A 25,833-nucleotide genomic window follows, 5' to 3' on the forward strand; every position below is an offset into this window, starting at 1 on the left:
AGGTGCAATGTGCCCATCATGCGTGCCCCACTGTAAATGTGCGCCTTGCCGACCTCACCACCGAAGGCTCAACGTATTGGTTGCCTGTCGTACACCACCTTGAACACGCGTGCGCTTGGCACATCGTTGCGTGACGCTGTGATGCGCACGGTTGTGCTGTCTTCGCGTTCCACAGTCCATGGTTTCGCGCCCGGCGCATGATGCTGGTGTTGTGCGGGGTCGGGGAACACTTGTTCAAGATGCGCGTCAGCCGGCAGTTCCAAATACATGGATTCCACGCCGTGACGCCGCCAAATGGTCAGATAGTCGCAGGTTTCCCCTGCGGCAATGCGCGCAGCCAATTCCGGGTCGGTGTCGTGCGCGATGCGCTCATCATGTTTGAGTCCGGCCACGAGCCATGCGCCGTTGAAATCAGGCAATTCATACGGATACCACGGCACCATAGCGCGTTGCTCGTCCAACACGGCGCGATGCAGCCCGATGGCTTCACGCACCAAATTCATGCGCGGCTCGTCGAGCTGGTCGAGGAATCCCGTCAATATCATGCGCGACAGGATGCCTGTGGCCAATACGAACACGGCCTGTTCATCGTCCATGGCCGCATCGGGACGCACCCAGTGACCTTGCTGCTCGGGCAACACGGTCAGTCCCGACGCGGCGGCAATGCTGGCGAACACGACCGGGTCGCATTGATCGGAAGTAGATTGCATATCCAAACGCGAGAGTATCGCGTAATCGGCACGCATGGAACCCGAACTGCTGTTTTCGATGATCACGTCGGGGTGACGCACGCGGATGCTGTCAACCCAGTCAAGCACGGCGCGGCAGTGGTCGAGCAGCGCGCTGCCCATCGACTCGGCGTTCGTGTCGGGCCCCATGCCGGGCGTCGTGTTGTACGCAAACTTGAAGTAGCGCACGTCGAACTCGTGGACGAGCCGTTCAATCGCCAACGTGGCGTGCTCACGCGCGAGCGGCGAACGGAAATCAAGATGGTAGCGGCCGCGGTCGCCGACGCGCTCGCCGTGACGGCACATGAACGCCGAATCGGGCAGCATGCGCGCGGCAGGCGAGTTGACACCCACAATTTCAGGCTCCACCCACAGCCCAACGCGCATACCGTTGGCCTGGATCGTATGCGTGACGCCAGCGAAACGCAGCGCGCCGAACCGGTTCGTTGACGGCATCCACTCGCCTACCGTGCTCCACCAGCCCAAGTCTTCACTGTCATACCAGCCTGCGTCGATGCAGAAAATATCGGCGCCGGCTTTGGCCGCGCCACTGATCAACGGCAGTTCCTTGTCGACGCTCGGATCTCCGTTGAGCGTGTCTTGATAATCGTTGTAGACGACGACGCCCTGCTCGTGCGCATGCTCGTCGACGCGACCGCAGTACGCGGCCTGCGCGCGACGCAACGCACGGCGCTGCATCGTCATTTCCGCCACCACGTCACGCCAGTCGCCCTCGCAAATCGCGAAACTGACAGGCACCGAGCGGAACACGTTCGTGTCGTCAAGCATCGTGAACCATGAGTGCTCGTGGCATTCGGGCCCGTAAGCGCTCACACGCAAGCCCGGCGCGTCCTCACCGACCGCCCATTCCCAGGCGCCGTTCGTTTCAATCTGCCACATGAACGAGAACGGGTGCGAACCGTCCGTGAGCCGCGTGGCTTCAATGATGCCGGCCGGTAAGAACTCGCCTGTCGACCATGTGGACGAGCTGCTGCGCGAGAACCTCGCCGATCCCATACCCGGATTGGCCTGATAGTTGCGGTCCTTGAGCGTGGTCGAACGCAATGGGCTGGAATGCCAGTCGTTTTCAAGATCCCATGAACTGTCGCCATAGTAGATCGTCATGTCTTCAGGCTGCACGTCGCACGCCGCCAACGGCAGCGTCATGTTCATTGACGACAACGCTTCGAGCGGATACTTGTTTTTCGAGTGCGCCAACGTATACGTGCGCACGGCGCTCAAGCCTTCCTCGATCTGGAATATCGAGGCCACCACAGGCACTTCGCCAAGTTCGTCGTGCTGCACAATCACGAGCGTCGCCGGCTGCCGGTCCGCATCACCATCCACAACCTTGCTGCCCGCACGGTTCAACTGGCCTGGTGCCAGCGCGAACGCACCACGGAATCGCAAGCGTCGCCCTGCGGCCGACACCGCCAGTTTGAGACGGCTATCCGCGCCCGAATCACGCGATGAACGCATAACAACAATCGGTTGCGGGTCAGGTTCGCCTGTGAATGGCTGATCAGCGGTGGCCGCGGTGTCCGCAGTGTCCGAGCCGGATTGGCCCGCAGTATCCCGCGCGCCGGCTGCCGAATCTTCCGAGTTTCCCGAGTTCCCCGAATTTCCCGGATTTCTCAGGCTCTCACCCGAGTGCGTCGGGAACATGTCGAGCGACGTGTCAGCTTGCGGTACCGGCGCCACCAGATCAGCCGCGTCAGCCATGCCGCGGCCGGAAATCCCGACGAGCGAGACCGGGGATTCATCCGAAACTTGGAACGTCAACGAAGTCACGCCATTGCCCCACGTGAACCGACCGTCGCCGTCCGGCTCGATGCGCGTGCATCCGTTGCACACGGACGCAATGATCGCGTCGATTTCCGCCAGCCCGTCCCAGCTCGCCGAGCCCGGCACGCTCGCGTAATCCTCGCCGAGTAGTCCCAGTGCCGGCGGGTTGTCAATCGGACCCGCGCACGTATGCCGGTCACGCATGCCGCGCACGTGTGTGGGGTTCGCCGGTATGGTGGACACGAACGGTTCCTGAATAGGTTCCCGCGTAGGTTCCTGAATAGTGGAGTTCGACGACACGTCTTCTCGATTCTCGCGTGATGCGGAGGTCGCACACTGCTCTGACGGGTTCATGGCAGGCCTCACTTTCTCGTTCCGGCACAACGCTTGAGCCGGTTGATACCGAGCTTCGCTCGCTTCTACGGGCATTGTACGAAGGCTTGCACGCGCGGTCATTCCCCCGTCCAAGGAGGGAACGCCCTACTTGGATTCAACACACCCCAGCCATACCCCCGTAAGCTGCCCCAAGTTCCAGCATGGCATAGGTTTCGTCGATTTTTTTGATTTTTCCCAAAACGGGTCGTGTCCGCCGACACTTCGCCACGGCCAACCATGCGTAGAATGCCCTAGCTACGCGCCCCGCCAGCCCCGGCTACAACGGGCACACTCGCGAACACAGAAATACCCAAAAACCACAAACAAGCCTCCCGCAGCGGATGCGGAAGGATTATGTACAGCCCCAGCGTGGCCGCAACGGCCTTGAGCCGCCACCGTCACAAAACTAGCGGCCCAAACCGTTGACAGCAAACAGGTCGGCAAGAAAAAGTGGCAGCCTAAAGCCCAAAACCGTAAACCCGCTTACCAGACTGGTCAGAAAAGACGCAGTTTGACGAACGAAACCGTAACCTTCCTTACCAAGCTGGTCAGAACAGACGCAGTTTGAGGGATAGAACTGTAATCCCGCTGACCAAGCTGGTCAGAAAAGACGCAATTTGGGGTCTGAAACTGTAGTTATTCTTACCAGGCCGGTCAGAACAGACGCAGTTTGAGGGATAGAACTGTAATCCCGCTGACCAGGCTGGTCAGGAAAGATGCAATTTGGGGTCTGAAACTGTAGTTCTCCTTACCAGGCTGGTCAGAAGAGACGCAGTTTGGGGTCTGAAACTGTAGTTGTTCTTACCAGGCTGGTCAGGAAAGACGCAGTTTGAGGGATGAAACCGTAATCGTGCATCCCGGGCTGGCGCAGTTGGAGCCAGACAAAGAGAAAGCCGGCGGTGAGAAGCCGCCGGCTGAGAGAGAGAAGAGAGAAGAAGGGTTCAGTTATGGGGTTCCTTGAAGGAGCCTCGCCAGTAGTTGGTGATTACTGACAGTTATTATGAAACTTCTTGACCCTGAGAAGAACAATACTCTCCTCTGAGAAATCACTGAAACAGTTGCACAATGTTGCTGGATGCCGAACAATCGGGCACACAACCACCACTGCCGCATCTTACAAACGTTGCAATATCAACGATTTGAGCTTCCACATCACCGCTTGGCCCCACACGGCGTACCGCCCGAAATCCGCGCTACAAACCCTTGAAATTAGCATACAGCATAATATGCAGCGTCCGCCGAGTGCCCGATCCCAGCAATATCGCGGTTGCGGCAGCGATGTTGCGCACAGACCCAGTTCCCGGGTTACAGGCCGAACCGTGACTTCATCACGTACAGCGCGACGCCATAGATTACCGTGCTGATGACGGCCAGCAATACGGCGATCCAGGCCATCAGGCGACCCGACTCCTTGCGCTTGGGGCCTGTGGCAGCCACGGCCACACCGGAAAACCCGAAGCCCAGTACGGCGATGAGCAACCATGTACCCACATTCATCTGTTTGGCCCATACGGCCGAAGAATCGCCGACGAGTTCAGACAGTCCCAACAGAATGAACGCGATGTTCACAATGACCGCAATGATCGGCCAAAACGAACGTGGGCCATCATTGTCGGCAATCCATTTCTTCTTCATGGCATGGTCCTTGTATGCAGTAGGTGGATGATGCAGCGGGCTGGCATAGTGGCATGGACTGGCGCAGTGACAGTGACATGGCACAGCACGGCATAACGCAATCGCGCGTGGCAGGAGGCATACGGTACGCCATGCCTGCCACACGCGATTGCATGCCAATACTGGCAACTCTGTACTGGAACTGACGAGTACTTGCAGGTACTTGCTAGTACTCACCAATACTTATTGGTTGAGCTTGGCTTTCTCAGCCGCCAGACGGTCGGCTTCGGCTTTCTTGCGCGCTTCAAGCTGCTCGGTGAAGCTATCAAGCTCTTCCTGCACAGCCTCCTGCGGAATCTTCTCGAAGATCGGCTTCGGCTTGGCGATTGGCGCTCCCACCTCAAGCGGCTCGCGACGCCATGGATGCACAGTGTCACCCAGCACATAATCGCCTGTGATGATCGGGTACTGGAAGTTCGGATCATCAAGATCGCTGACTTCCTCAATGCGCGGCATTGGCGAGAACGTGCCCTTGCCACCGAGCGCTTCCCATACCAGCTGTGCCGAATGCGGCAGGAATGGCGCGAGCAGATGGTTGGCATCAGACACGGCTTGGGCCGCCACATGCAGCACGGTACCCAAACGCTTGGGATTGTCCTTGATCTTCCACGGTTCCGTGGCCGAAATGTACTTGTTGATATCGCCGACCAAACGCATGGCTTCGTTCAGCGCATTCTTCTGGTGGTGCTGGTCCAGCAGCGCGCCGACAGTGTCAAACGCATCGGCAGCTTCGTCAAGCAGCGCCTGGTCCTGCTCAGTCATCTCGGACTCGAACATAGCCGGCACTTCACCAAAGTTCTTATGCATGAGGTTGGCCACACGGTTGACGAGGTTGCCCCACGATGCCGCCAGTTCTTCATTGTTGTGGCGCACGAACTCGCTCCAGGTGAAGTCCGAATCCGAGTTCTCCGGGCCCGCGACAGAAATGTAGTAACGCACGGCATCCACCGGATACTTGGCCAAAATGTCTTTGACATAAATCACAATGCCGCGCGACGAGCTGAACTTGCGTCCTTCCATCGTCATGAATTCGGAGGCCACAACCTGTTCTGGCATGTTGAGCTTGCCGAGTTCGCCAGGTTCGCCGCCTTTGTCACCTTCGCCGTTATACGCGAGGATTTCCGAGGGCCAGATCTGCGAATGGAACGTGATGTTGTCTTTGCCGAGGAAGTAGTATCCCGGCGTGCTCGGATCGTTCCACCATTCGCGCCACAGTTCGGGGTCTCCCTTGCGGCGCGCCCACTCGATTGACGCGGAAAGATAGCCGATCACGGCATCGAACCACACGTACAACCGCTTGTTTGGGTTGTCAATCCAGCCCGGCACGGGGATCGGGATGCCCCAGTCAATATCGCGAGTGATTGCGCGCGGCTTGACGTCCTTCATCAGGCCGCGTGAGAAGTTGATCACGCCCGTACGCCATCCGGTTCGCCCTTCGAGCCACTGTTCGTTGGCTTCTTTGAGCGCTGGCAGGTCGAGGAAGTAGTGTTCGGAATCTTGGAAAATCGGCGTTTCCCCGTTGATTTTTGACACTGGGTTGATCAGTTCGTCAGGGTCGAGTTCATTGCCGCACGCATCGCACTGGTCGCCGCGCGCACCCTGTGTATGACAGATCGGACACTCGCCTTCAATATAACGGTCCGGCAGCGTGCGCCCCGTTGACGGCGAGATGGCCACTTTCTGCGTGTCCTTATATATATATCCATTTTTCAGGCACTGACGGAACAATTCTTGCACCACGTGCTCGTGATTCTTTGTGGTGGTACGCGTGAATAGATCGTAGCTCAAACCCAGATTGCACAGATCATTGACGATCACGCGATTGTAGCGGTCGGCGAGTTCCTGGGCCGTCACACCTTCCTTGTCCGCTTCGACGAGGATTGGCGTGCCATGCTCATCCGTGCCCGACACCATGAGCACGTCATTGCCCTTCATTCGTTCATACCGCGCATAGACATCCGAGGGGACGCCAAAACCCGCCACATGGCCGATATGACGGGGGCCGTTGGCATACGGCCAAGCAACATTCACCATAATATGACTCATAAGCTCTGATTATCAGGCGCAGCCGCGACAGTACAACGGTTAGCAAGCACCCCACACGCCCACCACATAAAGGCGCGCATAGGCCGGTTCACAGCCCGTCATCCCTGAATGCCATCTCGTCCACCACAATGCGCACAGCAGTGCGTCTGCAGGCATATAGTTCACTGATTGACCTAGCATCGTGCACCTCTGCACATATCCACGATGTCACACATGATCCATGCCACGTTGACACGCGGCTTCTAGACTGGGACCACATGACCACGCAATTCACGCAACATGCACAACGACGTCATACTGTGGCCGGACGTCACACGAGCGGCCCAGGCACGAACCAGTCCATGACCCGTCCGCCTCGCACGCGCAAGCCGCCCACGCACCGGCGCCCGAAGCGCGGCACCTCCATGCTGCAAGGCAGGGACCTTCCGGGCAGACTCAGCAAAGACATGCTGCTCGACTCGGGTGTGCTGCATGCCGTCAATGAGCATTACGCGTATCTGACCGCTTTTTCCGATTCGTTGTATGGCAGGGCCAACATTCTCAGCGATGTCATGCCGCAAACAGCCATCGCCTGTATGACGACGGCCGCATGGGTCTGGTGCGGAGGGGTGTTCCCCACATCATTCGATGTGGTGTCCACCTCGCATTTTCGCAAATTCATGATGAACCGCCCTGTGCGCACCTATGCACGCCATATCGAACCGGGCCATATTCAACGCATCGGCGAATTGCAGCTCACGTCGCCGCCGAGAACGGCTTGCGATTTGGCGCTGTTGCCCGCGCACATGCTGTTTGAGGACGGATGGGATGCCATTGTGCACAAGTTGATGGGCGACTATGGCGTCACCGTTGACGAATGCGCGGCATTGCTTGCCGAGCGCCGCTTCCCGCCACAAGCCAAACAGGCGCGGCAAGCCTACCAATTCTTTGGGCTTCCCGTTCCCGAATACCTGCTTGAAGCCGACGAAGAACCCGAACCGTTACTGCCATGAAGCATCATACCACTCGCGCTTCCCGACGCGAACACGGGCCAGCGGCCACACATCGGCTGCGACGCCAGCATGCCGCTCAACGGTTGCATGCCGAGCAACCGGCGCTATCACGCAGCTCGACCCAGCAGGGCCGCCATCCATTGGCTCCGCCGCCCGCGCCAATCACGTTGACGCCGCTTGTGGCCATGGATGCCGACACTGATGCGGAACTGCTCTGGCATATCGCCCGCACAGCGCCCGAACTGCGCCGTTGGCTTGTTGCCAATCCCAGTGCCGACGCCGAACTGCTTGAATTCGTTGCTCAAGCCGGAGGTCCCGGTGTCAAGGACGCATTCGACGTGCTGTTCGATTCGATGGATTACGACGTCGCCTGGCGCAAGCGCACGCGCCGCCGCAAATCCCCGGACAACCGTTAGCCACCACGCTTCAGCGCAGCACGGTTCAGCACAGCACAGCATGGCTCAGCACAGCACAGCGCTATCACGACACCTGCGCGTGCCTCATCCGCTGCAGCCGGTTCGTTCAATGCTTCATCGCAAGCACGGCCGCATACACCTGTTTGCGATTCGCCAACGACCCATCAGGCATCGGATGCTCGGCCACGACGGCCGCAATCGCATCCTTGATGCGCACATCATCCTGCTGCGCGCGCTGTTGGGCCAGCTCTGCCAACTGCTGCACACTGAGCACCACGGGCAGCCCCAGCCCTGCCGCACCCGCGCTATCACCATCACCAGCGCCATCACCGGTTTGCCGATCAACTGCGATGCCCAGCGCACGCGCGGCCTCCTGTTCACTGGCACCGCCAATCACAAGCACCATTTCGCCATGCGGAGGCTCATCGATCACGCTCTGGCGAATCTGCGCAATGCTGCCACGGCGGATCTGCTCATAGGATTTCGTCAGTTCACGGCACAACGCCATCGGGCGGTCAGGCCCAAACACGGCCAGCAGATCATCCATCGAATCGGCGATGCGGTGCAACGTCTCATAGAACACGATCGTGCGCCGCTCGGCACGTAGCGCGCGCAAATGCTGCATGCGTTCCGCATGTTTGCGCGGCAGGAACCCTTCATAACAGAACCGGTCGGTTGGCAACCCCGACAACGCGAGCGCGTCGAGCACGGCCGACGGTCCCGGAGCACAGGTTACGGGCAGGTTGCGTTCAATCGCGCGCCGCACGATCGCAAGTCCTGGATCATTGATCGTTGGCATGCCCGCGTCCGACACGACGACCACGGTGGCTCCGGCCGCCACTTCGTCGAGCAGCATGTCGGCTTTGCCGCGCTCATTGTGGTCATGATTGGCCACCACGCGCCCGCCCACGTGCACGCCAAGCCGGTTGGCCAGCGCGTAGAGCCGTCGCGTGTCTTCCGCGGCCACAATGTCGGCCTGTTCCAGCAGCGTCACGAGCCTGGCCGACGCGTCCGCCGTGTTGCCGATCGGCGTCGCCGCCAGTACAACGGTGCCTTTGGGCACGAGCGGTGCCGCATTGTGATGCTTCAGGAATTCGTCTGCCTGCTCAACTTGCGCTTCATCCATACGTTCCAACATACCAACCGTGCCGTGCATCATCTCGCCGTGCGTGCGCCAGAGTAGCGTAGTGTCCACTCGCCGGTTCGGGTTTGGACAGAAAGGACATGATGATTACTGCAGCCCACGCGCGTCACACCGCGGCTTCGCATCGCCCGACGAAACTTCCACGCCATTGGGGGCTGTCCGACGCCGCATGGAACTGGCTGTTGACGCTGCTTGTGGGCCTTGTGGCCGCGGTGTTGCGCCTGTTCCGGCTCGACCAGCCACGTGCTGTGGTGTTTGACGAAACGTACTATGTTAAGGACGCGTGGGCCATGCTCAACACGGGCGTGGAACGCGACTGGCCGAGCAAGCTTGCTGTTGGCAACAAGCTGGTGCCGATCAATGAGCTGTTCGCTTCAGGCGACACGGATCATTGGCTACAATCGGCTGAATATGTGGTGCATCCACCCATGGGCAAATGGTTTATCGCCTGGGGGTTGAAGCTGTTTGGAGGCGCGGCGAATCCGGCGGCATGGCGGGCATCTGTGGCGATAGCGGGAATAATTGGAGTCATCTTGTTGACGCGGCTGACGTTGCGGCTGTTTCATAACACGAGCGTGGCTGTGCTGGCGGGACTGCTGATGGCCGTGGACGGCGTGGGCATTGTGATGGCGCGCACGGGCCTGCTTGACAATTTCATCATGGTGCTTGCGCTCGCAGCGTTCCTGTTGCTCGTGATTCACCGGGACCATGCGCGGGCGAAACTCGAACAGGCCTACGCACTGGACGCGGCCGATCCGGACGCAAGTTGGATGCCGGCCTGGCAGAGCCGCAAACAACGCAAAGCGGGCGTGCAGCCGCGCATGGTGCTCAACGCGGCCGGACCGGTCGTGGCGTTCTCGTGGGCGCGCGTCGGGGCTGTTGTGCTGCTGGGTCTGGCGACGGGCGTGAAGTGGTCGGGCACGTATCTGTTCGCCGTGTTCTGTGTGATCAGTGTGTGCTGGGACGCGTGGAATCGGCGTGAAGTCGGATACAGGCCGTGGTTCCGGTTCGGCATGCTGCGCGACGGCATTATATCGGCGCTCTATATGGTGCCGCTGTATGGGCTGACATATCTGCTTGACTGGATCACGTGGTTCACGCACTCGGATTCCTACATGCACGACTGGGCGTTGAGCCACCCAGGTGAGGGATGGCAGTGGCTGCCGCCCACGTTGCGTTCGTTTGTGGCCTACCATCAGCAAATGTGGGATTTTCACACGCATCTGGATGCGCCGCATGATTACAAAGCGAACCCGCTGACGTGGCCGTTGCAGATCCGGCCGACGAGTTTTTATTGGGAAAAACCGAGCGGGCATCCGGGCCTGTGCGCTCTGGCGCCCAATTCGCAGTGCGTGGAGGCCATCACGTCGCTGGGCAATCCGCTGATCTGGTGGGTGGGGTCGTTGTGCACCGTGTTGGCGATCGGCATCGCGATTGTCAAACATGGTGATTGGCGCATTTGGGCCGTGTTGGCCGGTTTCCTGGGCGGTTGGCTGCCGTGGGTGCAATATTTGAACCGCACGACGTTCACGTTCTATTCAATCGTGCTGCTGCCATGGATTGTGCTCGCGATTGCGTATGTGGCCAATGAGCTGCGGTTGTGCTGCTCACGCAGCACCTGGCTCGTGGCCTGGTGGGCCGTCGTCATTGTGGCAACGCTGGTTTCCGCGTTCTTCTACCCGATCTGGACGGCCATGCCCGTGCCATATGAATTCTGGCGAGCGCACATGTGGCTGAACTCGTGGATCTGAAGCTGGTTCTGAAGCTGGATTGTGACGCTGGATCGAGAAGCCGGATTGGAAAGCTGGGCCGGGAAGCCGAATCGGGAAGTCAAGACCGCACGCTGACCTTCCTCAACTGCCGATGTCGCGGCTCGCATGGGCAATACTCCACAGCAAGTGAGCGTGTATCGCGACAAGCTCATCAAGAATGGCGTCATCACCCCTACAGAATGGGGATTTGTCGACTTCAAGATTCCGTATTTGCGCGATTACCTGCGGGAACATAGCGAACATATCGCCTACCACATGCATGCAAGGGAGTAGCTCGCGCGCCACCGCCATACGCGGCGCGTATGGAACCGACCTGGCCGATCAACGGCTCCCGCGCTCAGCACACGCATGGAACAGCGTGCGGCAACCTGTGTGCAGCGCACGGCGACCTATGGCCGCATTCGCCCGCAGCTGGTAGTGTGCAGGAGGAAGCATGAGGGCCGCGACCATTCGTCAAGCATTCGTCAAGCCGGTCTGATTGCATGGCCAGTTTCTTGGGCCAGAACAAGATTATGTAGAGGGACATCATGGGATTCATCCATTTCATTGCCAACCTGCTCAAAGATCCGCGCAGCGCTATCGCCGGCTGGATCACCATGGGAGTGGGGCCCACGCTGGGCTTCATTTTTCTGATTGTGTTCATTGAGACGGGTGTTGTGTTCTTCCCGTTCCTGCCCGGCGACTCGCTGCTGTTTGCGGCTGGTTTCTTCGCGGCCCCAGACGCCGTGACCGGCAAATCGGCGCTGCCGATCATGTTGCTGCTACCCGTGGTCTGGCTCGCCCCGATCATTGGTGACCAGTGCAACTATTTTATTGGTCATTTCTTCGGCCGCCGCATTGTCGAGTCCGGCAAAGTCAAGGCGTTGACTCCCGAACGGCTCGCCAAAACCGAAGGCATGATTGAAAAATGGGGTCCGCTGGCCGTGTTCCTGGGCCGCTTCTTCCCGTTCATTCGCACGTTCATGCCGTTCATGTCCGGCATTTCCGGCATGCGCTGGGCCCGGTTCACGCCGTTCTCCGTGCTGGGTGGCCTTGTGTGGTCCACGCTGTTCACGCTGCTCGGCTACTTCTTCGGCGGCATTCCGGCCGTGCAGGAACATTTCGAGCTCGTCATTGTAGCCATTCTTGTTATTTCTCTGATTCCGACCATCGTCGGCCTGTTCAAAGCCAAGTTCGGCCGTAAGAAGCCGGCTGCGCAAACTGATGACATTTCGAGCAACTCGATTACCGAAGCTCTCGAAAACCAGCTTGATGAATCCGTGGACCTCATGCATAGCGCTGAACAGCTGGACTCCTCGGCGAATCAGTCATCGCGCTGATTCCGATCGTTCCCAAAACCGTTGCGACACGGCGCTTTCGCACCTCGTGTTGCATTTGGCCATACCCAACGCTAGAGTGATGTGCGTTGTCGCGCGCAGCGTGACAACAGTCCAAGGGGCTGTAGCTCAGTTGGTAGAGCGCTTCGTTCGCATCGAAGAGGTCGTGGTTTCGATTACCATCAGCTCCACTTGGGCCGTTGCATTCATTCCACCGCAGCGGCCCATTTCTTTTTCTTCCCCTCCTTCTCGCACGCCGTCTCCGTCTCACCCTGTCTTAGCGCCGTCTCAGCTCCCGGACAGCCCAGCGCGATTTCATACCCCCTACTCAGGGCGTTCCGGCATGTGCGGCAACGGTTCCGTAAGTCTTATGAATCGCAATCGTTTGAGCAGGTTCAGCGCGCTTCTCTCTGCCGGCGAACTTGTCGGCCGCGCGCACCGCAGCCCACCCCATGACACCCGTCACGCTTGGCGGCTGCTCCCATCCGGGTGCAATCCAGTAGAATGGCGCTCAGACGTTTTCAGAAAGGAGGGGATATGGGTAGGCCAGGTCAAGGAGGAGGCGGCGGCCATTCAGGCGGCGGCCACAGCGGCGGCTCGCGTTCAGGAGGAGGCCATCGCATCGGGGGTTCCGGCGGTCATCGCCCGGGTCAAGGCGGATTCGGCGGCGGCGCATCGCGCGGATCATCCGGCGGCTTTGGCGCCGGCATGCCCCCACGCTCGCCGATGGGCGGCGGCATGCCCCCGCGCTCACCGTTCGGTGGTCTACCGCGGCGTCACAGCGTCCCTGTTATTGTTCCTATTCCTGTGGAGCGCAACCGTCGCTCGCAATACAATCCGCCACCACCAGGCTACGGGCCCGGTCCCGGCAGACCAGCATCAGGCGGCAGTGGTTGCGGCAACCTCTTCGGTGGCTTGCTGGCGATGTTCGTGCTGTTGGTGTTGCTGCTGATCATCATTTCGTCGTGTGGTGGCTCATCGAGCCATTCGTCATCGTCGGGGTATTACAGCAACCAGGTGTCGAGCGCGAACACGAGCGGTGACATTCCGGCCAGCACGACTGACCGTGAAAAGGCGGATGCAGGCATTTCGTTTACGACGGATTGCATCACCGACCAGATTGGTTGGGTGTCGAATCCGACGGCCACGTGCAAGAACATGAAGGACTTCTATTCCAAGACAGGCCTTCAGCCGATGGTGCTGCTCAAGTCGTACGACTCGTCACTGAAAACGGATGACGAGAAATATGACTACGCGCAGCAGTACTACACCGATCACATCACGAACGAAGGTTCGGTGTTGTATGTGTACTTCGCCGAACAGGACGAGGAAAATGACGTCGGTTACATGGCCCTGATCAACGGCAAGCAAGCCGGAGCCGTTATGGATGCCGAAGCGCGCGACATTTTCTGGGCATATCTGGATAGCTACTGGTATTCGGACATGGACATGGGTGACGTGCTGTCAACCACGTACAACAACACGGCAAACCGCATCATGACGAAGACGACGACCAAAGCCGACATCATCAAGGCCGTGATCATCGGACTGATTGTGGTCATCGTTGTAGTGAGTGTGGTCATACTGGTCGTCAAGCTTGTCAAGGAGAAAAACCGCAGAGCTAAAGAAGAAGCGGAAGAAACCGAGCGCATTCTCAACACGCCGCTGCAAAACGAGGCCGACCCGATGCTCGCGAAATACGAAACATCGTCCGAATCGCAGCCCGCAACCCAGCCGCCAGGAACTGACGGCACGGGTTCCGCAGGCCAGCAATAGGGTTGACTTGCCAACATGAACGTACCAATCAAGCAATAAACAAGACTTGCCAACCCGAGTAAAGAAATCGGAGCGGCACCAACAGAAAGAAGGCAACCATGGGAATCCTCCAGCGTTTCTCGGACATCATGCGCAGCAACATCAACGCGCTGCTCGACAAGGCCGAAGATCCGGCCAAGCTCGTCGACCAGATGCTGCTTGACCTGCGCAAGGATCTTGCCGAGGTCAAGAAGGAAACCGCGGGCGTCATGGCCGACGCAACGCGTGCCAAGCGTGATCTGGATGCCTGCGACCAGGAAATCGCACGCTACGACAAGGCTGCACGCGCCGCGCTGCAGGCCGGCAATGAAGGTGACGCACGCGCGCTGCTTGCCAAGAAAGTGGCGCTGCAGGAATCACGCGAATCGCTGGCCAAAGTCTACGACATGAGCGAAGCCAACGCCAAGAAGATGCGCGAGATGCACGACAAGCTCGTCAGCGATATCAACTCGCTCGAAACGCGCCGCAGCACAATCAAGGCGAAGGTGGCGGCAGCCAAGGCGCAGCAGCACATGAACGACATCACGAGCGGCGGCGACCGTGCGCGCTCGTCGATGGAGGCCTTCGACCGCATGGAAGACAAGGCCGACAAGATGCTCGACCAGGCTCAGGCCGCGTCGGAACTCAACGGCCAGAACGACCCGCAGTCCGATCTGGCAGACAAGTATCTGTCTGGCGCCAACTCGCCGTCCGTTGACGACGAACTCGCCCAGCTGAAAGCCTCCATGGGCATGTAAACCCGGCTCTGCAGCTTGCTGAAGCTTGCTCAAGCTAACCGAAGCTCGCTGCAGACCAAAGCAAGGGGCGGCCCCGCATGTAATACACATGCGTGGCCGCCCTTTTATTATGCCTTTCTTATATCTGCTCTTAGCTGTGTCCGGCGTCTTGCCGGGCTACGTAGCGTTACGCTCGATCAGCGGTATTGCATGCCGCCGTCCACAATGACGGTCTGACCGGTGACGTAATCGGCGTTGTCGCTCGCGAGGAACGAGACGACACCAGCCACATCGGCCGGCACTTCGCAACGGCCGAGCGCGATCGTGCTTACCATGTCTTTGAAGTTTTGGCCAATCGGCTTGCCGTTGAGGTTGTGCATTTGCTCGTCAATGTACGTCCACATCGGCGTGTCCACGATGCCTGGCGCATAGCCGTTGACCGTGATGTGATGCGGGGCAAGCTCTTGGGCGGCCGCCTGCGTAAGGCCACGCACGGCGTTGCCCTCCAGCATACGCGCTGTTGCGAGCGCTACGCCACACGGCCTACGGCGCACACAATCTGCAGGCATAGTTGTCCATGACCGTCACGGTTGCTCGTTACGCGTGTTCGTTACGCGCAACCCCTTACGCTTGCATTGCCGACAAGCGTTCACGCACGAAGGATTCAAGCAGTTCCGGCGTCACGTTCGCATAGCCGTTGATTGAGGCGAACTGCGGACCGTCGCTGTTGTCGGCCTGGATATATCCCGTTTGCGCAACCGTTGTTGCCCCGCTGGCTGCGGCCGACGTCAGCCCGCTGATCGAGTCTTCCATGGCCACGCACAACGCCATGTGCTCACGCGCGATGCCGAGTTTGGACGCCGCCAGCAGGTACGGGGCCGGATCGGGTTTCTTGGCCACGTCGTCATCGCCGCACACGTATCCCGCAAACGCTCCGGCAGGTGCTTGCGCAATCAGGTTTTCGGCCATCTGCCGCGGCGAGGTCGTCACGAGCACGTTCGGCACGCCCGCGTCACGCAACAGTTCCAGCAGGCGCTCAACTCCGGGAAACCAAGGAATCCGCTCACGTTCAGCTTCAATCACGTGCGTGATCATCAGATGACTTATTTCATTTATGCTCAGCGGGCATCCGTGTTCGACCATGCGTGCCGCCACCTCGGGTACTGGTGTGCCAGATCCTTGCCAGGCCAACGCTTCATCCCAATAGCCGCCATACTGTTGGGCGATGCGCATCTCGCCTTCATGCCAATACGGTTCGGAATCGATGAGCGTGCCATCCATATCCCAAAACACGGCTTTGAGCAATTCCATGCGCGTCACACCTCCAGCTTGCCGATGCCATGAAGCATGGCAGAAATACAAAAAAGTCAGAACCACCCTACAACGCAGCGCAGCCACGGTCCGTACGGAACCGTGGCTGCATAACAATGGCCAGATACAGATCAGCTTTCGAGCACGAGGTCTTCCATCTCGGCCTGCTGCACTGCGGCTTGCTTCCAGCGCGAAATGCAACGCTCCACGCGCTTGTAACCGATGATCTTGGGATCCAAGCCTGCCTCACGGAAGATTTCCGCGGGGGACTCACCGGCATTGTAGCGACGCATGCAATCGTCGCGGAATGCCGCCGAATAGGAGATGCGTGTCTGGGTGACCGAATCAACGGCCTTCAACGACCACAGATACTTGCGTGTTTTCGCATTAAATGCTCCGCCTGCCATAACAAACCTCTTGACCTGAAAAAAAGTAATTGCTAAAGACGGGGTTCTCTCAACCCTTGGTGATGGCATCTATCGTAAAACGTTCGGGGGTGTTGTTCCTACGGCAAAAGATGTCGATTAGACTTGCATTCAGAATATGACTGGTTTATACTACGCGCTAAAACTGCACACATTATCATTGTAACATCGCATGTTTCAAGCGCATCTGACCAATAACCTACACTGAAAAACCGTTCAAAACACTGATGTTTGACCTCAGCGCAATGTTCGGCATCTCAACATATGGGCATAACATGCACAGCGCAAGCAATACCACGGGGGTATCCAGACAACCCGAAACCAACACCCCCGCCAACAACGTTGGAATGGCAATGCCCCCTTACGTTGCGGGCGGCAACCCATGCTGACATGCGAGGACTCGATGAACACATATGCGAGCGGTTGTGTCAAGAACGATCCGGCACCCAGTCACATCGCCCAATCCACCACCCCACTCACTGCATTCACTGCCAAACAACCGTCACCGGATAGCTGGTCAAACGACACTCTGCCGCATCAGGTGTGATGTGCCTAGCGCTGGCCTAGCGTTGCGCCTGGGCTTGGCGCCGGATCCGTCACTCAGCCGGGTTCCCGGCAACATTCTTCACGGCTTGACGTCCTCCCCACGGCTGAAGCCGTGGGATTCCTTTCCTCGCGGAAAGGGTTTTCTGTTTCACCGACTACGCTTCGCACTGCGACAATGCATCGCGGTGTTTGCGTTGGTCTCCGCAGACGTTCACCGCAAGCCCTGCGGCGAGGATGTTTTTGGCTGCGTTCACGTCCCTGTCATGGGTCGTGTGGCACGCGGGGCACGTCCATGCCCTGACGTTCAACGGTTTGCGGCCGGTGTTCTTCCCGCAGGTCGAACAGATTTGGCTGCTCGGGTACCAGCGGTCGATGACCACAAGCTGACGCCCGTACCATTCGCACTTGTATGCGAGCATGGTGCGCAACATGCGCCAGCCCGCGTCCGTGATACCGCGGTTGAGGGCGCGTTTGGCCGTCTGGCCGTTGGGAAGGTAAAGGTCTGGATTGGCCGGGTCCGGTTTCGGCTTGCACCTGCGGCTCATGTTTTTCACCGCCAAGTCCTCGATGACGACCGTTTGGTTTTCACGGACGATTCGGGTCGAGAGCTTGTGCAGGAAATCCTTGCGCCGGTCCGCGATGCGGGCCTGAATACGGGCCACCTTCAACATGGCCCTGCGGTGGTTGTTGCTTCCTTTCCGTTTGCGCGCCAGATTGCGTTGCGCTTTCCTCAACCGTTGCGCGTCCTGTTTGCGGAATCGGGGGTTGGCTGTCTTTTCCCCGTTCGAGGTGATGGCGAAGTCCGTCAACCCCATGTCGATGCCGACCTGCGTACCGGCCTTGGGCAATGGTTTGACGTGTTCCTCGACGAGGATGCTCACATGCCAGCGTCCGGCCGCGTCCAATGTGACGGTCACACTCGACGGCTTGGCGCTGCGCGGCAGCGTGCGGCTCCACTTGATATTCAAGGGTTCGCCCATCTTGGCGAGCTTGAGGTCGTGGCCGTTCCATGTGAACGCGGTGCGCATGAACGACGCGGAACCGCCATGGGACTTCTTCTTGAATTCCGGGTAGTCGCCACGCTGGTTGAAGAAGTTGGAGAACGCCGCCTGCAAATGTCTTACGGACTGTTGCAATGCAACGGAGGACACGTCGTTGAGGAACGACAGTTCCTCGGTGTTCTTCCATAGGGTCAACTGGCGGCTGGTTTCCGCGAAGCCCATGCGCTCGTGTCGCGTCGTCCATGCTTCGGTGCGTGCAGCCAAAGCCTTGTTGTACACCAGACGGCAGCATCCGATGGTACGCCGAAGCAGGTCCTCCTGCTGGGGCGTTGGATAAAAGCGGAACCTGTAGGCCCGCTGGGCCACACCATCGGAACTCATGGTTATAATCATGGCACAGTTTTTATAAGACATGCGCGCCTTACATCCCCATGCCTAAAGGCAGGGGCTTTACGGCGCAACCCGGTAACTGCCAAAATCACGACCAAACCACAACCAAACCACCGCAAACCACAACGGGGAGCGCCGCATACGATATGCGACGCTCCCCGTCAAGCAACGCGCGTTGCGCTTCAGTGGGCACCCGTCCACAGCACCATTGAGCGCGACCTGCTATGCGAGGCGGACGCCACGCTTGCAGCAGCACTCACATGCGCATCAGCGGTGTTCCCGCCAGCGCCTGCAGTACCGCCACCAAGCGTGTCAGCGCTGGTGACGCGAATCACGCCGCCCTCACCAGCCGCAGCACCCGCCGCATCTGCAGCATCCGCAGCGCCCCACACGGCGTTGCGCTGCGGCAGTTGGCGCGTTTCACGACGCAGCATATTGCGCCAGTCACGCATATTGCGCGAACGATGCACTTCCACAATGTCACCATCGGCGTTGGCCGTGAACACGCTCGACCCGTTCGAGCGGCGCAGCCGTCCAATCCGCTTGCGCAGCTCGCGGTTTTCTTCCTGCAATGACAGGATGTGCTGTACGCCCGTCAAATTGATGCCTTCATCCTGGCTTAAATGCTGGGCTTGCACGAGCCGGTCCACGTCACGCAATGAGTAGCGGCGCGCGCCACCTTCCGTGCGTTCAGGCACCACAATGCCAAGCCGGTCGTACTGGCGTAGCGTTTGGGGATGAATATCCACGGTCTCACCCACCGCGCCCACCGTGAGCACAGGCTCGTCCACATTGAATCCGGCCGCCGTGGCACCTTCGAGCGTGGCACGGCCGCGCACCAAGGCGAGCGCACACAGTTCATAAAGATGGCGCATATGCTTGGGCATGCGAGCCATGGCGCTCACCTCTTCTGCTGCTCGGCAAGCTCCTCAAGGAACTTCTCCCCGCAGGCCTCGTCGAAAGCCTTCGCGGCGTTCTTCTCGGCATGGGAAGCGTGTTCGGGCACGCGGATTTCAATGCGTGCCACAAGGTCGCCCTTCTTGCTGGGACGCTGCACGCCCTTGCCGTGGACGCGCACCTCGGCGCCGCTCGACGTGCCGGCTGGCACTTTGAACGTCGTAAACTCGCCTTCAAAATCGCGCGCTTCAATCTTGGCGCCGGCCACGGCCTGACCCACGCTGATCGGCAGCGTCATGACGAGGTCGTCACCTTCCATCGTGAACTTCTCGTCGGGCTTGACCGTCACCTGCAGATACAGGTCGCCGTTCTTGCCGCCATGCTTGCCCGCGCGGCCCTTGCCAGCCAGACGGATCTTCTGGCCGTCTTTGACACCGGCTGGCACGCGCGTCTTGAACTTCTTGCCGCCCGCGCTCAGCGAGACCGTGGCACCCTTGACGGCCTGACGGAACGTCAGCGTGATCTTTGAGTTCAGATCCGTGCCGTCTTCTGGCATTGTGGTCGGGCGGTGTCCTTGGAACGCGCCGTCATCGTAGTCGTAATCGTCGTAGTAGCCATGGTTGGTCCCATAGCCACCACCACCGAACATGCCACCAAAGATATCGTTGAGATTCGCGGCGTTGAACCCGCCGCCATTACCGCCCGTCTGGAAACGGATGTGCGTGTTGCCGCCGCCCGGAGCGCCGCCACCGAACATGCCGCCGAACATGTCGGCAAAATCGCCGGCGTTGAATCCGGCATCACCCGCGCCGCCCGTGAAGCGTGCGCCACCCATGCCGAACTGGCGGATTGCATCGTAGCGTTCGCGCGATTCCTTGTCTTTGAGCACGTCATACGCCTCGGAGATGTCCTTGAACTTCTCCTCGCCTTCCTTCGTCTTGTTGATGTCGGGATGGTACTTGCGCGCGAGCTTGCGATACGCTTTCGTGATTTCGCTCTCTGTGGCGTCCTTGGAGACACCGAGGATTGTATAGAAATCCTTGTTGAGCCACTCATTCTCAGCCATCCGTGCCCCCTTTCGTGGTTGGTACAGCTGAATTGATTCGTGTTATACAGTGCAAAAATTCAAAGGTCTGCGCCTATCCGTCAGAACCTGTTCCGTCAGGATTTGCCGTATCAGGACCGGCACAGACAGCACCGGCCGCGAACCGTTTCGCTTGCGGTCCGCGGCCGGTGCAGTGCGTTTGTGGTGAGGGGCCGGGTCAGATTTCTCGGCCCCTCAGCGTGTGAACCGTGCGTCAGGCTTCGGGGGAAGCCACCACGACTCTCGCCGGGCGCACAACGCGGTCGCCGATGCGGTATCCGGCTTCTACAACCGTGTCGACGGTCGGCTTTTCGCTGTCCGGGTCGGGCTTGTGCAGGATCGCGTCGTGACGTGTGGGATCAAAATCCTCACCTTTGACGCCGAATTTCTCGACGTCAAACTTTTCGAACGTGCGATCAAGTTTGGCGGCCACGGCCTTGAACGAATCGTCGAGTTCACCGTGTTCACGGATCCGGTCAATGTCGTCGAGCGCCGGCAGCATCGCCGTCAGCACGTCGATGATGCCCTGCTGGCGTGCGCGGTCCATGTCTTTGCGTGTACGGTTGCGGTAGTTGATGAACTCCGCCCGTTCACGCTGCAGCGCCTCAAGGTATTCCGCGGCTTCCTTCTTGGCCTGGCCGAGCGGCGTCAACGTCGCCGCATCGTCCGGGTCGCCCGTCTCCCCCGCTGGTTCGGTGGGTTCCTGGGTTTCGTCAGCTTTGGATGATTCCTCTGGCTGCGACGTGGCGGATTCATCCGCCGGCGATGCGGTGGATGCGGCCTGCCCGTCCAGCTCGCTGGCGTCGGGCAGGTCATCGAGGTAATCGTCCTTGTTGAACTCGGACATCACTTGTTGTCCTTGTCGTCGTCGTCCACAACCTCAGCGTCAACCACGTCGTCATCAGCGGCCGAATCAGCGCCCTGTGCCTGGTCGGCACCGGCGGCGCCAGCGGCGCCTTCCTGGGCATAGAGGGCTTGGCCGATCTTCTGCGCAGCCGTCATGAGCTCTTCCTGGGCCGACTTGATCTTGTCGATGTCGTCACCCTTGAGGGCTTCCTTGAGCGCGTTGACCTTGTCGGTGACCTCGGTGGCCAGCTCGTCGGAAAGCTTGTCCTTGTTGTCGTTGACGAGCTTCTCGGTCTGGTAGGCGAAGCCTTCGGCCTGGTTGCGCACTTCAGCCTCTTCACGACGCTTCTTGTCGTCGGCTTCGTGGGCTTCGGCGTCACGCACCATGCGGTCGATCTCGTCCTTCGGCAGTGCCGAACCGCCCGTGATTGTCATGGACTGTTCCTTGCCTGTGCCCTTGTCCTTGGCCGAGACATGCACAATGCCGTTGGCGTCGATGTCGAACGTGACCTCGATCTGCGGGACGCCACGCGGAGCCGGAGCGATGCCCGTCAGCTCGAACGTGCCGAGCGGCTTGTTGTCGCGAGCGAACTCACGCTCACCCTGGTAGACCTGGATCAGCACGGAAGGCTGGTTGTCCTCAGCGGTCGAGAAGATCTCGGAACGCTTTGCCGGGATGGCCGTGTTGCGGTCGATGAGCTTGGTCATGATGCCACCCTTGGTCTCAATGCCCAGCGACAGCGGCGTCACGTCGATCAGCAGCACATCCTTACGGTCGCCCTTGATCACGCCGGACTGCACAGCGGCACCAACAGCCACAACCTCATCCGGGTTCACGGACTGGTTCGGTTCCTTGCCGCCATCGAGTTCCTTGACGAGTTCCTTGACGGCCGGCATACGCGTGGAGCCACCAACGAGCACAACGTGGTCGATCTGCGAAACCGACACGCCAGCATCAGCCAGCACGTTGTTGAACGGTGCACGGCAACGGTTCAGCAGGTCGGCCGTCATTTCCTCGAAGTGGGCGCGCGTGAGCTTCTCGTCGAGATGCACTGGCGTGCCGTCAGGCGTCATGGCCAGGTACTGCATCGAAATCGTCGTGCTCATCGAGGAGCTGAGCTCCTTCTTGGCCTGCTCAGCGGCTTCCTTCAGGCGCTGCAGCGCGATCTTGTCTTTCGACAGGTCCACGCCGTACTTGTTCTTGACTTCGCCGACGAGCCAGTCAATGATCTTCTGATCCCAGTCGTCGCCACCAAGGTGGTTGTCACCGCTCGTGGCCTGCACCTGGATCGTCGAGAAGCCGTCGTCGTCCTTGCCGATTTCCAGCAGCGACACATCGAACGTGCCACCACCCAGATCGAAGACGAGAATACGCTCATCTTCCTTGCCCTTTTCGAGGCCATAGGCCAATGCGGCAGCCGTCGGCTCGTTGATGATACGCAGCACGTTGAGGCCGGCGATTGTGCCGGCGTCCTTCGTGGCCTGACGCTGGGCGTCGTTGAAGTATGCAGGCACCGTGATCACAGCGTCGGTCACAGGTTCGCCGAGGTAGGCTTCAGCGTCACGCTTGAGCTTCATCAGAATCTGGGCGGAAATCTCCTGCGGCGTCCACTTCTTGCCGTCAATGTCTACCGTCCAGTCAGTGCCCATATGACGCTTGACCGAGCTGATCGTGCGGTCAACGTTCGTCACGGCCTGGCGCTTGGCCACTTCGCCGACGAGGATTTCGCCGGACTTGCTGAATGCCACGACCGATGGCGTGGTGCGCGAACCTTCAGCGTTCACGATAACGGTGGGCTCGCCACCTTCGAGGGTTGCAATGCAGGAATTGGTAGTACCCAAATCAATGCCGACTGCGCGTCCCATACTGTGTTCTCCTTTTGCTTGACGAATGATATTCAGTTCAGCTTCTTACGGTCCGTACACGGGCTGCATCGACCATCGCGGTCAACTTGCCCTTTCCAGACCATCCGAAACTTGAGCCTACATCACTCAACTTATAGAATCCTGAGTTTATTCCCAGTGCGGAACACAATTTCTTCACACCCCCTAAATTGGCGGTATTGCTAGCAAACCAAGCCGTACACAGGCCCCCTAAAGCATCGATTCAGCATTTCCCCAGCAACGTGCGCTTTCACCACGTCATCGCATAGCGCAGCCACCTCGCCATCACCGAGTTGGGGGTTTGGGGGCGGGAAGCCCCCGGCTTCAGCCGTGGGGATGGATGGCCCCCAATCCTAGACGTTGCGTTGGTTTTCGACGTATTGCTTGGCGATTTCGAGCGGCGTTCCTCCGACGGTGGCGACGAAGTAGTTGTTGGTCCATAGTGTCGGGATGCGGCGTTTGAGGCTGGGGTATTCCTGCCTGAGGAGACGGCTTGAGCGGCCTTTGATGAGGCGGACGAGCTTGTTGATTCCGTATTGCGGGTCGCAGTCCACGAGCAGGTGCACATGGTCGGGCATGGTTTCCAGTTCGAGGATTTCGCTGTCATGCTCTTTGCAGACGTCTTGGATGATTTCCTTGAGGCGCGCGTCTACGGGGCCGGGGTCTCCCGGTATTGGCGGGTTGTTGAGTTTCGGGTCGAGGCTGGTGATGACCTTGCGCCGGTACTTGGGGCACCAGACGACGTGGTAGTGGCACCGGTAGGTGATGTTGTGGTTGTGCTTGACGGCATCCATGTTTTTGCGACGGCTCATGCGTACAGTATACAGCAGCGAAACCATATGCGTATATGTTTTATGTATGGTATACTGTCTTTCATGAAGGTTCGCTACACGTACAGGCTACGCCCGTCCAAGACGGCGCGCCGCCGCCTCATGCGCGAATGGGGCATGTGCCGCTACGTGTGGAACCGGATGGTTGAGGAATCCAAACGCCGCCACGAACTCAACCGCGACGAAGGGCGACTCCACGACGAAGGGTTCGGCGACAAGACGGCGCAACGCTACCTGACCATCCTGCGCAACCTCACCTGCGACGAGCACGGCGACCGCTGGCTGCGCGAAGGCAGTGTCGTCGCCCAACAGCAGACCGTCAGGGACTTCTCCAAAGCCCGAAAGAAGGCGTTGCTCGACCGCAAGAACGGGATTGCCCCCGGCAAGCGCGCTGGGCTGCCACGGTTCAAATCCAAACGCGACTCAACAGCGACACTTAATTACACCACACGAGGCTTCTCCCTATACGACGACGACGGCGGGACACGCCTACGCTTGGCCGGGGGTATCGGAATCCCGGTCGTATGGTCGCGCCCGCTGCCCGGCAAACCGTCAAGCGTGCGCGTCAGTCAAGACACCGACGGGCACTGGTACGCCTCCTTCGTCGTGGACAAGCCGGCCGAGACCCCACTGCCCGAGACGGGACGCGCCATCGGCATCGACCCCGGCGTAAGCACGCTGATGACCTGCGCGACCATCGACGGAAACGGCATCGTGGACGAAACCGGCGCATACGACCTGCCCCATCCCGAATACGGCAGGAAAGCGCACCTCGAACTTGCCCGACTGCAACGACGCATGGCAAAAGAACGCAGACCGAAACGGCAGAAACCTTCCAACAGGTACCTGAAGAACAAGCGCCGCGCCGCTGAAATCCAACGCCGCGTCCAACGCCAACGGCAGGACACGGCAAACAAATGGGCGCGCCGTATCGTGCGGGACCATGACAATATCGCCATGGAGGACTTCAAGCCGAAGTTCCTCGCCAAGACCACCATGGCCCGCAAGGCGGCTGATGGGGCGATAGCCAGCGTCAAGCATGCGCTTGAATGGCAGGCCCTCAAACATAGCCGCACCCTCAGGCTCGTCAACCCATCCGACACCACGAAACGTTGCGCGCATTGCGGCGCGATAGCCAAACACCGCATCCCCCTGAAGGAACGCACGTTCCGTTGCGATTCATGCCGCATGTCGCGCGCGAGGGACAAGAACTCCGCGCTGAACATGCTTTGCAGGGCTGGTTTCATCCCTGACGGCGTGGACGGGGTAAACCCACGCTGGGACGCTGTTCCCACTGGCACCCGCCCAGCAAACCGTGAAATCCCCCGCCTTTAGGCGTGGGGAGGATTCAAGAAACGCGGATTTTGTGAAGACGATTGGACATCGTCGCCGCCACCCGTTACTATTTCAACTTGGCGGTTTTCCTCAGGGAACTTACGGATCCTGAAGAAAACATGTTAAAGGGATGTGGCGCAATTGGTAGCGCAACGGTCTCCAAAACCGTAGGTTGTGGGTTCGAGTCCCGCCGTCCCTGCTCATTCTCTCGAGTATGCATCGAGGCCACTAATTGGAGGGTAACATGGCTAAGTCCACCAAAGAGACCAACGATGACATCGTTGTGAATCCGAACATTTTCCAGCGCATTGGCCTGTTCATCAAGCAGATTATTGACGAACTGCGCAAGGTCGTCACTCCTACGCGCAAGCAGCTGTTCATGTGGGTACTCGCAGTGTTCATCTTTGTGGTGCTGCTCATGGTGTTCGTCACAGCAATGGACTTTGGTCTGGGTAATCTGGCATTCTTGATTTTCGGCTGATTGAAGCTTAATCACAGTTTTTAC

Annotated in this window: 20 protein-coding genes, 2 tRNA genes and 2 pseudogenes; 11 read left to right on the forward strand and 13 right to left on the reverse strand. The window is 59.3% G+C overall.

The genetic code is table 11. The annotated features are described in order from the left end of the window. Positions 1-68 precede the first annotated feature (68 nt). From BGLCM_RS02575 to metG, 3 genes are all read right to left on the reverse strand, one after another. Complete coding sequence (locus BGLCM_RS02575; RefSeq protein WP_238548615.1) at positions 69-2,867, reverse strand: glycoside hydrolase family 36 protein; 2,799 nt, start codon at positions 2,865-2,867, stop codon at positions 69-71. A gap of 1,326 nt (positions 2,868-4,193) precedes the next feature. Beyond that, on the reverse strand, positions 4,194-4,523 hold the full coding sequence (locus BGLCM_RS02580; RefSeq protein WP_006295399.1) for a hypothetical protein: 330 nt from the start codon (positions 4,521-4,523) through the stop codon (positions 4,194-4,196). Positions 4,524-4,745: 222 nt separating this feature from the next. Then, on the reverse strand, positions 4,746-6,608 hold the full coding sequence (gene metG / locus BGLCM_RS02585; protein ID WP_006295397.1) for a methionine--tRNA ligase: 1,863 nt from the start codon (positions 6,606-6,608) through the stop codon (positions 4,746-4,748). A 257-nt stretch (positions 6,609-6,865) separates the two neighbouring features. Here metG and BGLCM_RS02590 point away from each other — a divergent pair, with 257 nt between their 5' ends. Beyond that, complete coding sequence (locus BGLCM_RS02590; protein WP_052295123.1) at positions 6,866-7,600, forward strand: hypothetical protein; 735 nt, start codon at positions 6,866-6,868, stop codon at positions 7,598-7,600. After that, complete coding sequence (locus BGLCM_RS08545) at positions 7,597-8,016, forward strand: variant leucine-rich repeat-containing protein (protein ID WP_044084627.1); 420 nt, start codon at positions 7,597-7,599, stop codon at positions 8,014-8,016. Before BGLCM_RS02590 ends, BGLCM_RS08545 begins: the two co-directional genes overlap by 4 nt. Positions 8,017-8,122: 106 nt before the next feature. Here BGLCM_RS08545 and rsmI read toward each other — a convergent pair whose 3' ends face one another. Beyond that, positions 8,123-9,175, reverse strand: a complete 1,053-nt coding sequence (gene rsmI / locus BGLCM_RS02600; protein WP_006295394.1) for a 16S rRNA (cytidine(1402)-2'-O)-methyltransferase — start codon at positions 9,173-9,175, stop codon at positions 8,123-8,125. Positions 9,176-9,240: 65 nt separating this feature from the next. Here rsmI and BGLCM_RS02605 point away from each other — a divergent pair, with 65 nt between their 5' ends. From BGLCM_RS02605 to BGLCM_RS02630, 6 genes are all read left to right on the forward strand, one after another. Continuing rightward, positions 9,241-10,911: a dolichyl-phosphate-mannose--protein mannosyltransferase gene (locus tag BGLCM_RS02605; RefSeq protein WP_006295393.1), complete on the forward strand. Its 1,671-nt coding sequence runs from the start codon at positions 9,241-9,243 to the stop codon at positions 10,909-10,911. Between the two features lie 147 nt (positions 10,912-11,058). Beyond that, positions 11,059-11,205: a hypothetical protein gene (locus BGLCM_RS08425; protein WP_162013712.1), complete on the forward strand. Its 147-nt coding sequence runs from the start codon at positions 11,059-11,061 to the stop codon at positions 11,203-11,205. 254 nt (positions 11,206-11,459) lie between these two features. Next, positions 11,460-12,251 carry a DedA family protein gene (locus tag BGLCM_RS02615; protein ID WP_006295391.1) on the forward strand — a complete coding sequence of 264 codons (792 nt, stop codon included), beginning with the start codon at positions 11,460-11,462 and terminating at the stop codon, positions 12,249-12,251. A gap of 115 nt (positions 12,252-12,366) precedes the next feature. Then, positions 12,367-12,439, forward strand: a tRNA-Ala gene (locus BGLCM_RS02620). A gap of 346 nt (positions 12,440-12,785) precedes the next feature. Next, positions 12,786-14,024 (forward strand): hypothetical protein, encoded by a 1,239-nt coding sequence (locus BGLCM_RS07965; RefSeq protein ID WP_052295122.1) that lies wholly within the window; start codon positions 12,786-12,788, stop codon positions 14,022-14,024. Between the two features lie 98 nt (positions 14,025-14,122). Continuing rightward, on the forward strand, positions 14,123-14,800 hold the full coding sequence (locus BGLCM_RS02630) for a PspA/IM30 family protein (protein WP_006295388.1): 678 nt from the start codon (positions 14,123-14,125) through the stop codon (positions 14,798-14,800). A 176-nt stretch (positions 14,801-14,976) separates the two neighbouring features. Here the strand turns inward: BGLCM_RS02630 and BGLCM_RS02635 are convergent. The 9 genes and pseudogenes from BGLCM_RS02635 to tnpA all read right to left on the reverse strand — a co-directional run. Continuing rightward, positions 14,977-15,276: pseudogene (locus tag BGLCM_RS02635) on the reverse strand (SDR family oxidoreductase); the annotation flags it as partial. A gap of 127 nt (positions 15,277-15,403) precedes the next feature. Further along, positions 15,404-16,090: an HAD family hydrolase gene (locus tag BGLCM_RS02640; protein ID WP_006295386.1), complete on the reverse strand. Its 687-nt coding sequence runs from the start codon at positions 16,088-16,090 to the stop codon at positions 15,404-15,406. 131 nt (positions 16,091-16,221) lie between these two features. Then, positions 16,222-16,497 carry a hypothetical protein gene (locus tag BGLCM_RS02645; RefSeq protein WP_006295385.1) on the reverse strand — a complete coding sequence of 92 codons (276 nt, stop codon included), beginning with the start codon at positions 16,495-16,497 and terminating at the stop codon, positions 16,222-16,224. A gap of 719 nt (positions 16,498-17,216) precedes the next feature. Further along, positions 17,217-18,455: an RNA-guided endonuclease InsQ/TnpB family protein gene (locus BGLCM_RS02650; RefSeq protein WP_081927601.1), complete on the reverse strand. Its 1,239-nt coding sequence runs from the start codon at positions 18,453-18,455 to the stop codon at positions 17,217-17,219. Positions 18,456-18,793: 338 nt separating this feature from the next. Then, positions 18,794-19,348, reverse strand: a pseudogene (locus BGLCM_RS08690) (heat shock protein transcriptional repressor HspR); the annotation flags it as partial. Between the two features lie 5 nt (positions 19,349-19,353). After that, positions 19,354-20,415, reverse strand: a complete 1,062-nt coding sequence (locus BGLCM_RS02660; RefSeq protein WP_006295378.1) for a DnaJ C-terminal domain-containing protein — start codon at positions 20,413-20,415, stop codon at positions 19,354-19,356. Positions 20,416-20,647: 232 nt separating this feature from the next. Next, complete coding sequence (gene grpE, locus BGLCM_RS02665) at positions 20,648-21,280, reverse strand: nucleotide exchange factor GrpE (protein WP_006295377.1); 633 nt, start codon at positions 21,278-21,280, stop codon at positions 20,648-20,650. Continuing rightward, complete coding sequence (gene dnaK / locus BGLCM_RS02670; protein WP_006295376.1) at positions 21,280-23,145, reverse strand: molecular chaperone DnaK; 1,866 nt, start codon at positions 23,143-23,145, stop codon at positions 21,280-21,282. The genes grpE and dnaK overlap by 1 nt, the downstream gene beginning before the upstream one ends. A gap of 371 nt (positions 23,146-23,516) precedes the next feature. Next, positions 23,517-23,957, reverse strand: a complete 441-nt coding sequence (gene tnpA, locus BGLCM_RS02675) for an IS200/IS605 family transposase (protein ID WP_044084682.1) — start codon at positions 23,955-23,957, stop codon at positions 23,517-23,519. An 81-nt stretch (positions 23,958-24,038) separates the two neighbouring features. On the opposite strand from tnpA, the gene BGLCM_RS08235 reads away from it, so the two are divergent. From BGLCM_RS08235 to secE, 3 genes are all read left to right on the forward strand, one after another. Beyond that, complete coding sequence (locus tag BGLCM_RS08235) at positions 24,039-25,328, forward strand: RNA-guided endonuclease InsQ/TnpB family protein (RefSeq protein WP_202961058.1); 1,290 nt, start codon at positions 24,039-24,041, stop codon at positions 25,326-25,328. 126 nt (positions 25,329-25,454) lie between these two features. Then, a tRNA-Trp gene (locus tag BGLCM_RS02685) sits at positions 25,455-25,527 on the forward strand. Between the two features lie 45 nt (positions 25,528-25,572). Then, complete coding sequence (gene secE, locus BGLCM_RS02690) at positions 25,573-25,809, forward strand: preprotein translocase subunit SecE (protein ID WP_006295372.1); 237 nt, start codon at positions 25,573-25,575, stop codon at positions 25,807-25,809. Positions 25,810-25,833 lie beyond the last annotated feature (24 nt).

This window comes from Bifidobacterium gallicum DSM 20093 = LMG 11596, assembly GCF_000741205.1.
Lineage (GTDB): Bacteria > Actinomycetota > Actinomycetes > Actinomycetales > Bifidobacteriaceae > Bifidobacterium > Bifidobacterium gallicum.

What these genes read in the sequence shown, in the direction of transcription:
- BGLCM_RS02575 (WP_238548615.1), bottom strand. Translation starts at nt 2,867, where the DNA reads ATGAACCCGTCAGAGCAGTGTGCGACCTCCGCATCACGCGAGAATCGA.
- rsmI (WP_006295394.1), bottom strand. Translation starts at nt 9,175, where the DNA reads ATGATGCACGGCACGGTTGGTATGTTGGAACGTATGGATGAAGCGCAA.
- BGLCM_RS08235 (WP_202961058.1), top strand. Translation starts at nt 24,039, where the DNA reads ATGAAGGTTCGCTACACGTACAGGCTACGCCCGTCCAAGACGGCGCGC.
- BGLCM_RS02615 (WP_006295391.1), top strand. Translation starts at nt 11,460, where the DNA reads ATGGGATTCATCCATTTCATTGCCAACCTGCTCAAAGATCCGCGCAGC.
- grpE (WP_006295377.1), bottom strand. Translation starts at nt 21,280, where the DNA reads ATGTCCGAGTTCAACAAGGACGATTACCTCGATGACCTGCCCGACGCC.
- BGLCM_RS02630 (WP_006295388.1), top strand. Translation starts at nt 14,123, where the DNA reads ATGGGAATCCTCCAGCGTTTCTCGGACATCATGCGCAGCAACATCAAC.
- BGLCM_RS08545 (WP_044084627.1), top strand. Translation starts at nt 7,597, where the DNA reads ATGAAGCATCATACCACTCGCGCTTCCCGACGCGAACACGGGCCAGCG.
- metG (WP_006295397.1), bottom strand. Translation starts at nt 6,608, where the DNA reads ATGAGTCATATTATGGTGAATGTTGCTTGGCCGTATGCCAACGGCCCC.
- BGLCM_RS02640 (WP_006295386.1), bottom strand. Translation starts at nt 16,090, where the DNA reads ATGGAATTGCTCAAAGCCGTGTTTTGGGATATGGATGGCACGCTCATC.
- BGLCM_RS02590 (WP_052295123.1), top strand. Translation starts at nt 6,866, where the DNA reads ATGACCACGCAATTCACGCAACATGCACAACGACGTCATACTGTGGCC.
- BGLCM_RS02660 (WP_006295378.1), bottom strand. Translation starts at nt 20,415, where the DNA reads ATGGCTGAGAATGAGTGGCTCAACAAGGATTTCTATACAATCCTCGGT.
- secE (WP_006295372.1), top strand. Translation starts at nt 25,573, where the DNA reads ATGGCTAAGTCCACCAAAGAGACCAACGATGACATCGTTGTGAATCCG.
- dnaK (WP_006295376.1), bottom strand. Translation starts at nt 23,145, where the DNA reads ATGGGACGCGCAGTCGGCATTGATTTGGGTACTACCAATTCCTGCATT.
- BGLCM_RS02605 (WP_006295393.1), top strand. Translation starts at nt 9,241, where the DNA reads ATGATGATTACTGCAGCCCACGCGCGTCACACCGCGGCTTCGCATCGC.
- BGLCM_RS07965 (WP_052295122.1), top strand. Translation starts at nt 12,786, where the DNA reads ATGGGTAGGCCAGGTCAAGGAGGAGGCGGCGGCCATTCAGGCGGCGGC.
- BGLCM_RS02580 (WP_006295399.1), bottom strand. Translation starts at nt 4,523, where the DNA reads ATGAAGAAGAAATGGATTGCCGACAATGATGGCCCACGTTCGTTTTGG.
- BGLCM_RS02645 (WP_006295385.1), bottom strand. Translation starts at nt 16,497, where the DNA reads ATGGCAGGCGGAGCATTTAATGCGAAAACACGCAAGTATCTGTGGTCG.
- tnpA (WP_044084682.1), bottom strand. Translation starts at nt 23,957, where the DNA reads ATGGATGCCGTCAAGCACAACCACAACATCACCTACCGGTGCCACTAC.
- BGLCM_RS02650 (WP_081927601.1), bottom strand. Translation starts at nt 18,455, where the DNA reads ATGATTATAACCATGAGTTCCGATGGTGTGGCCCAGCGGGCCTACAGG.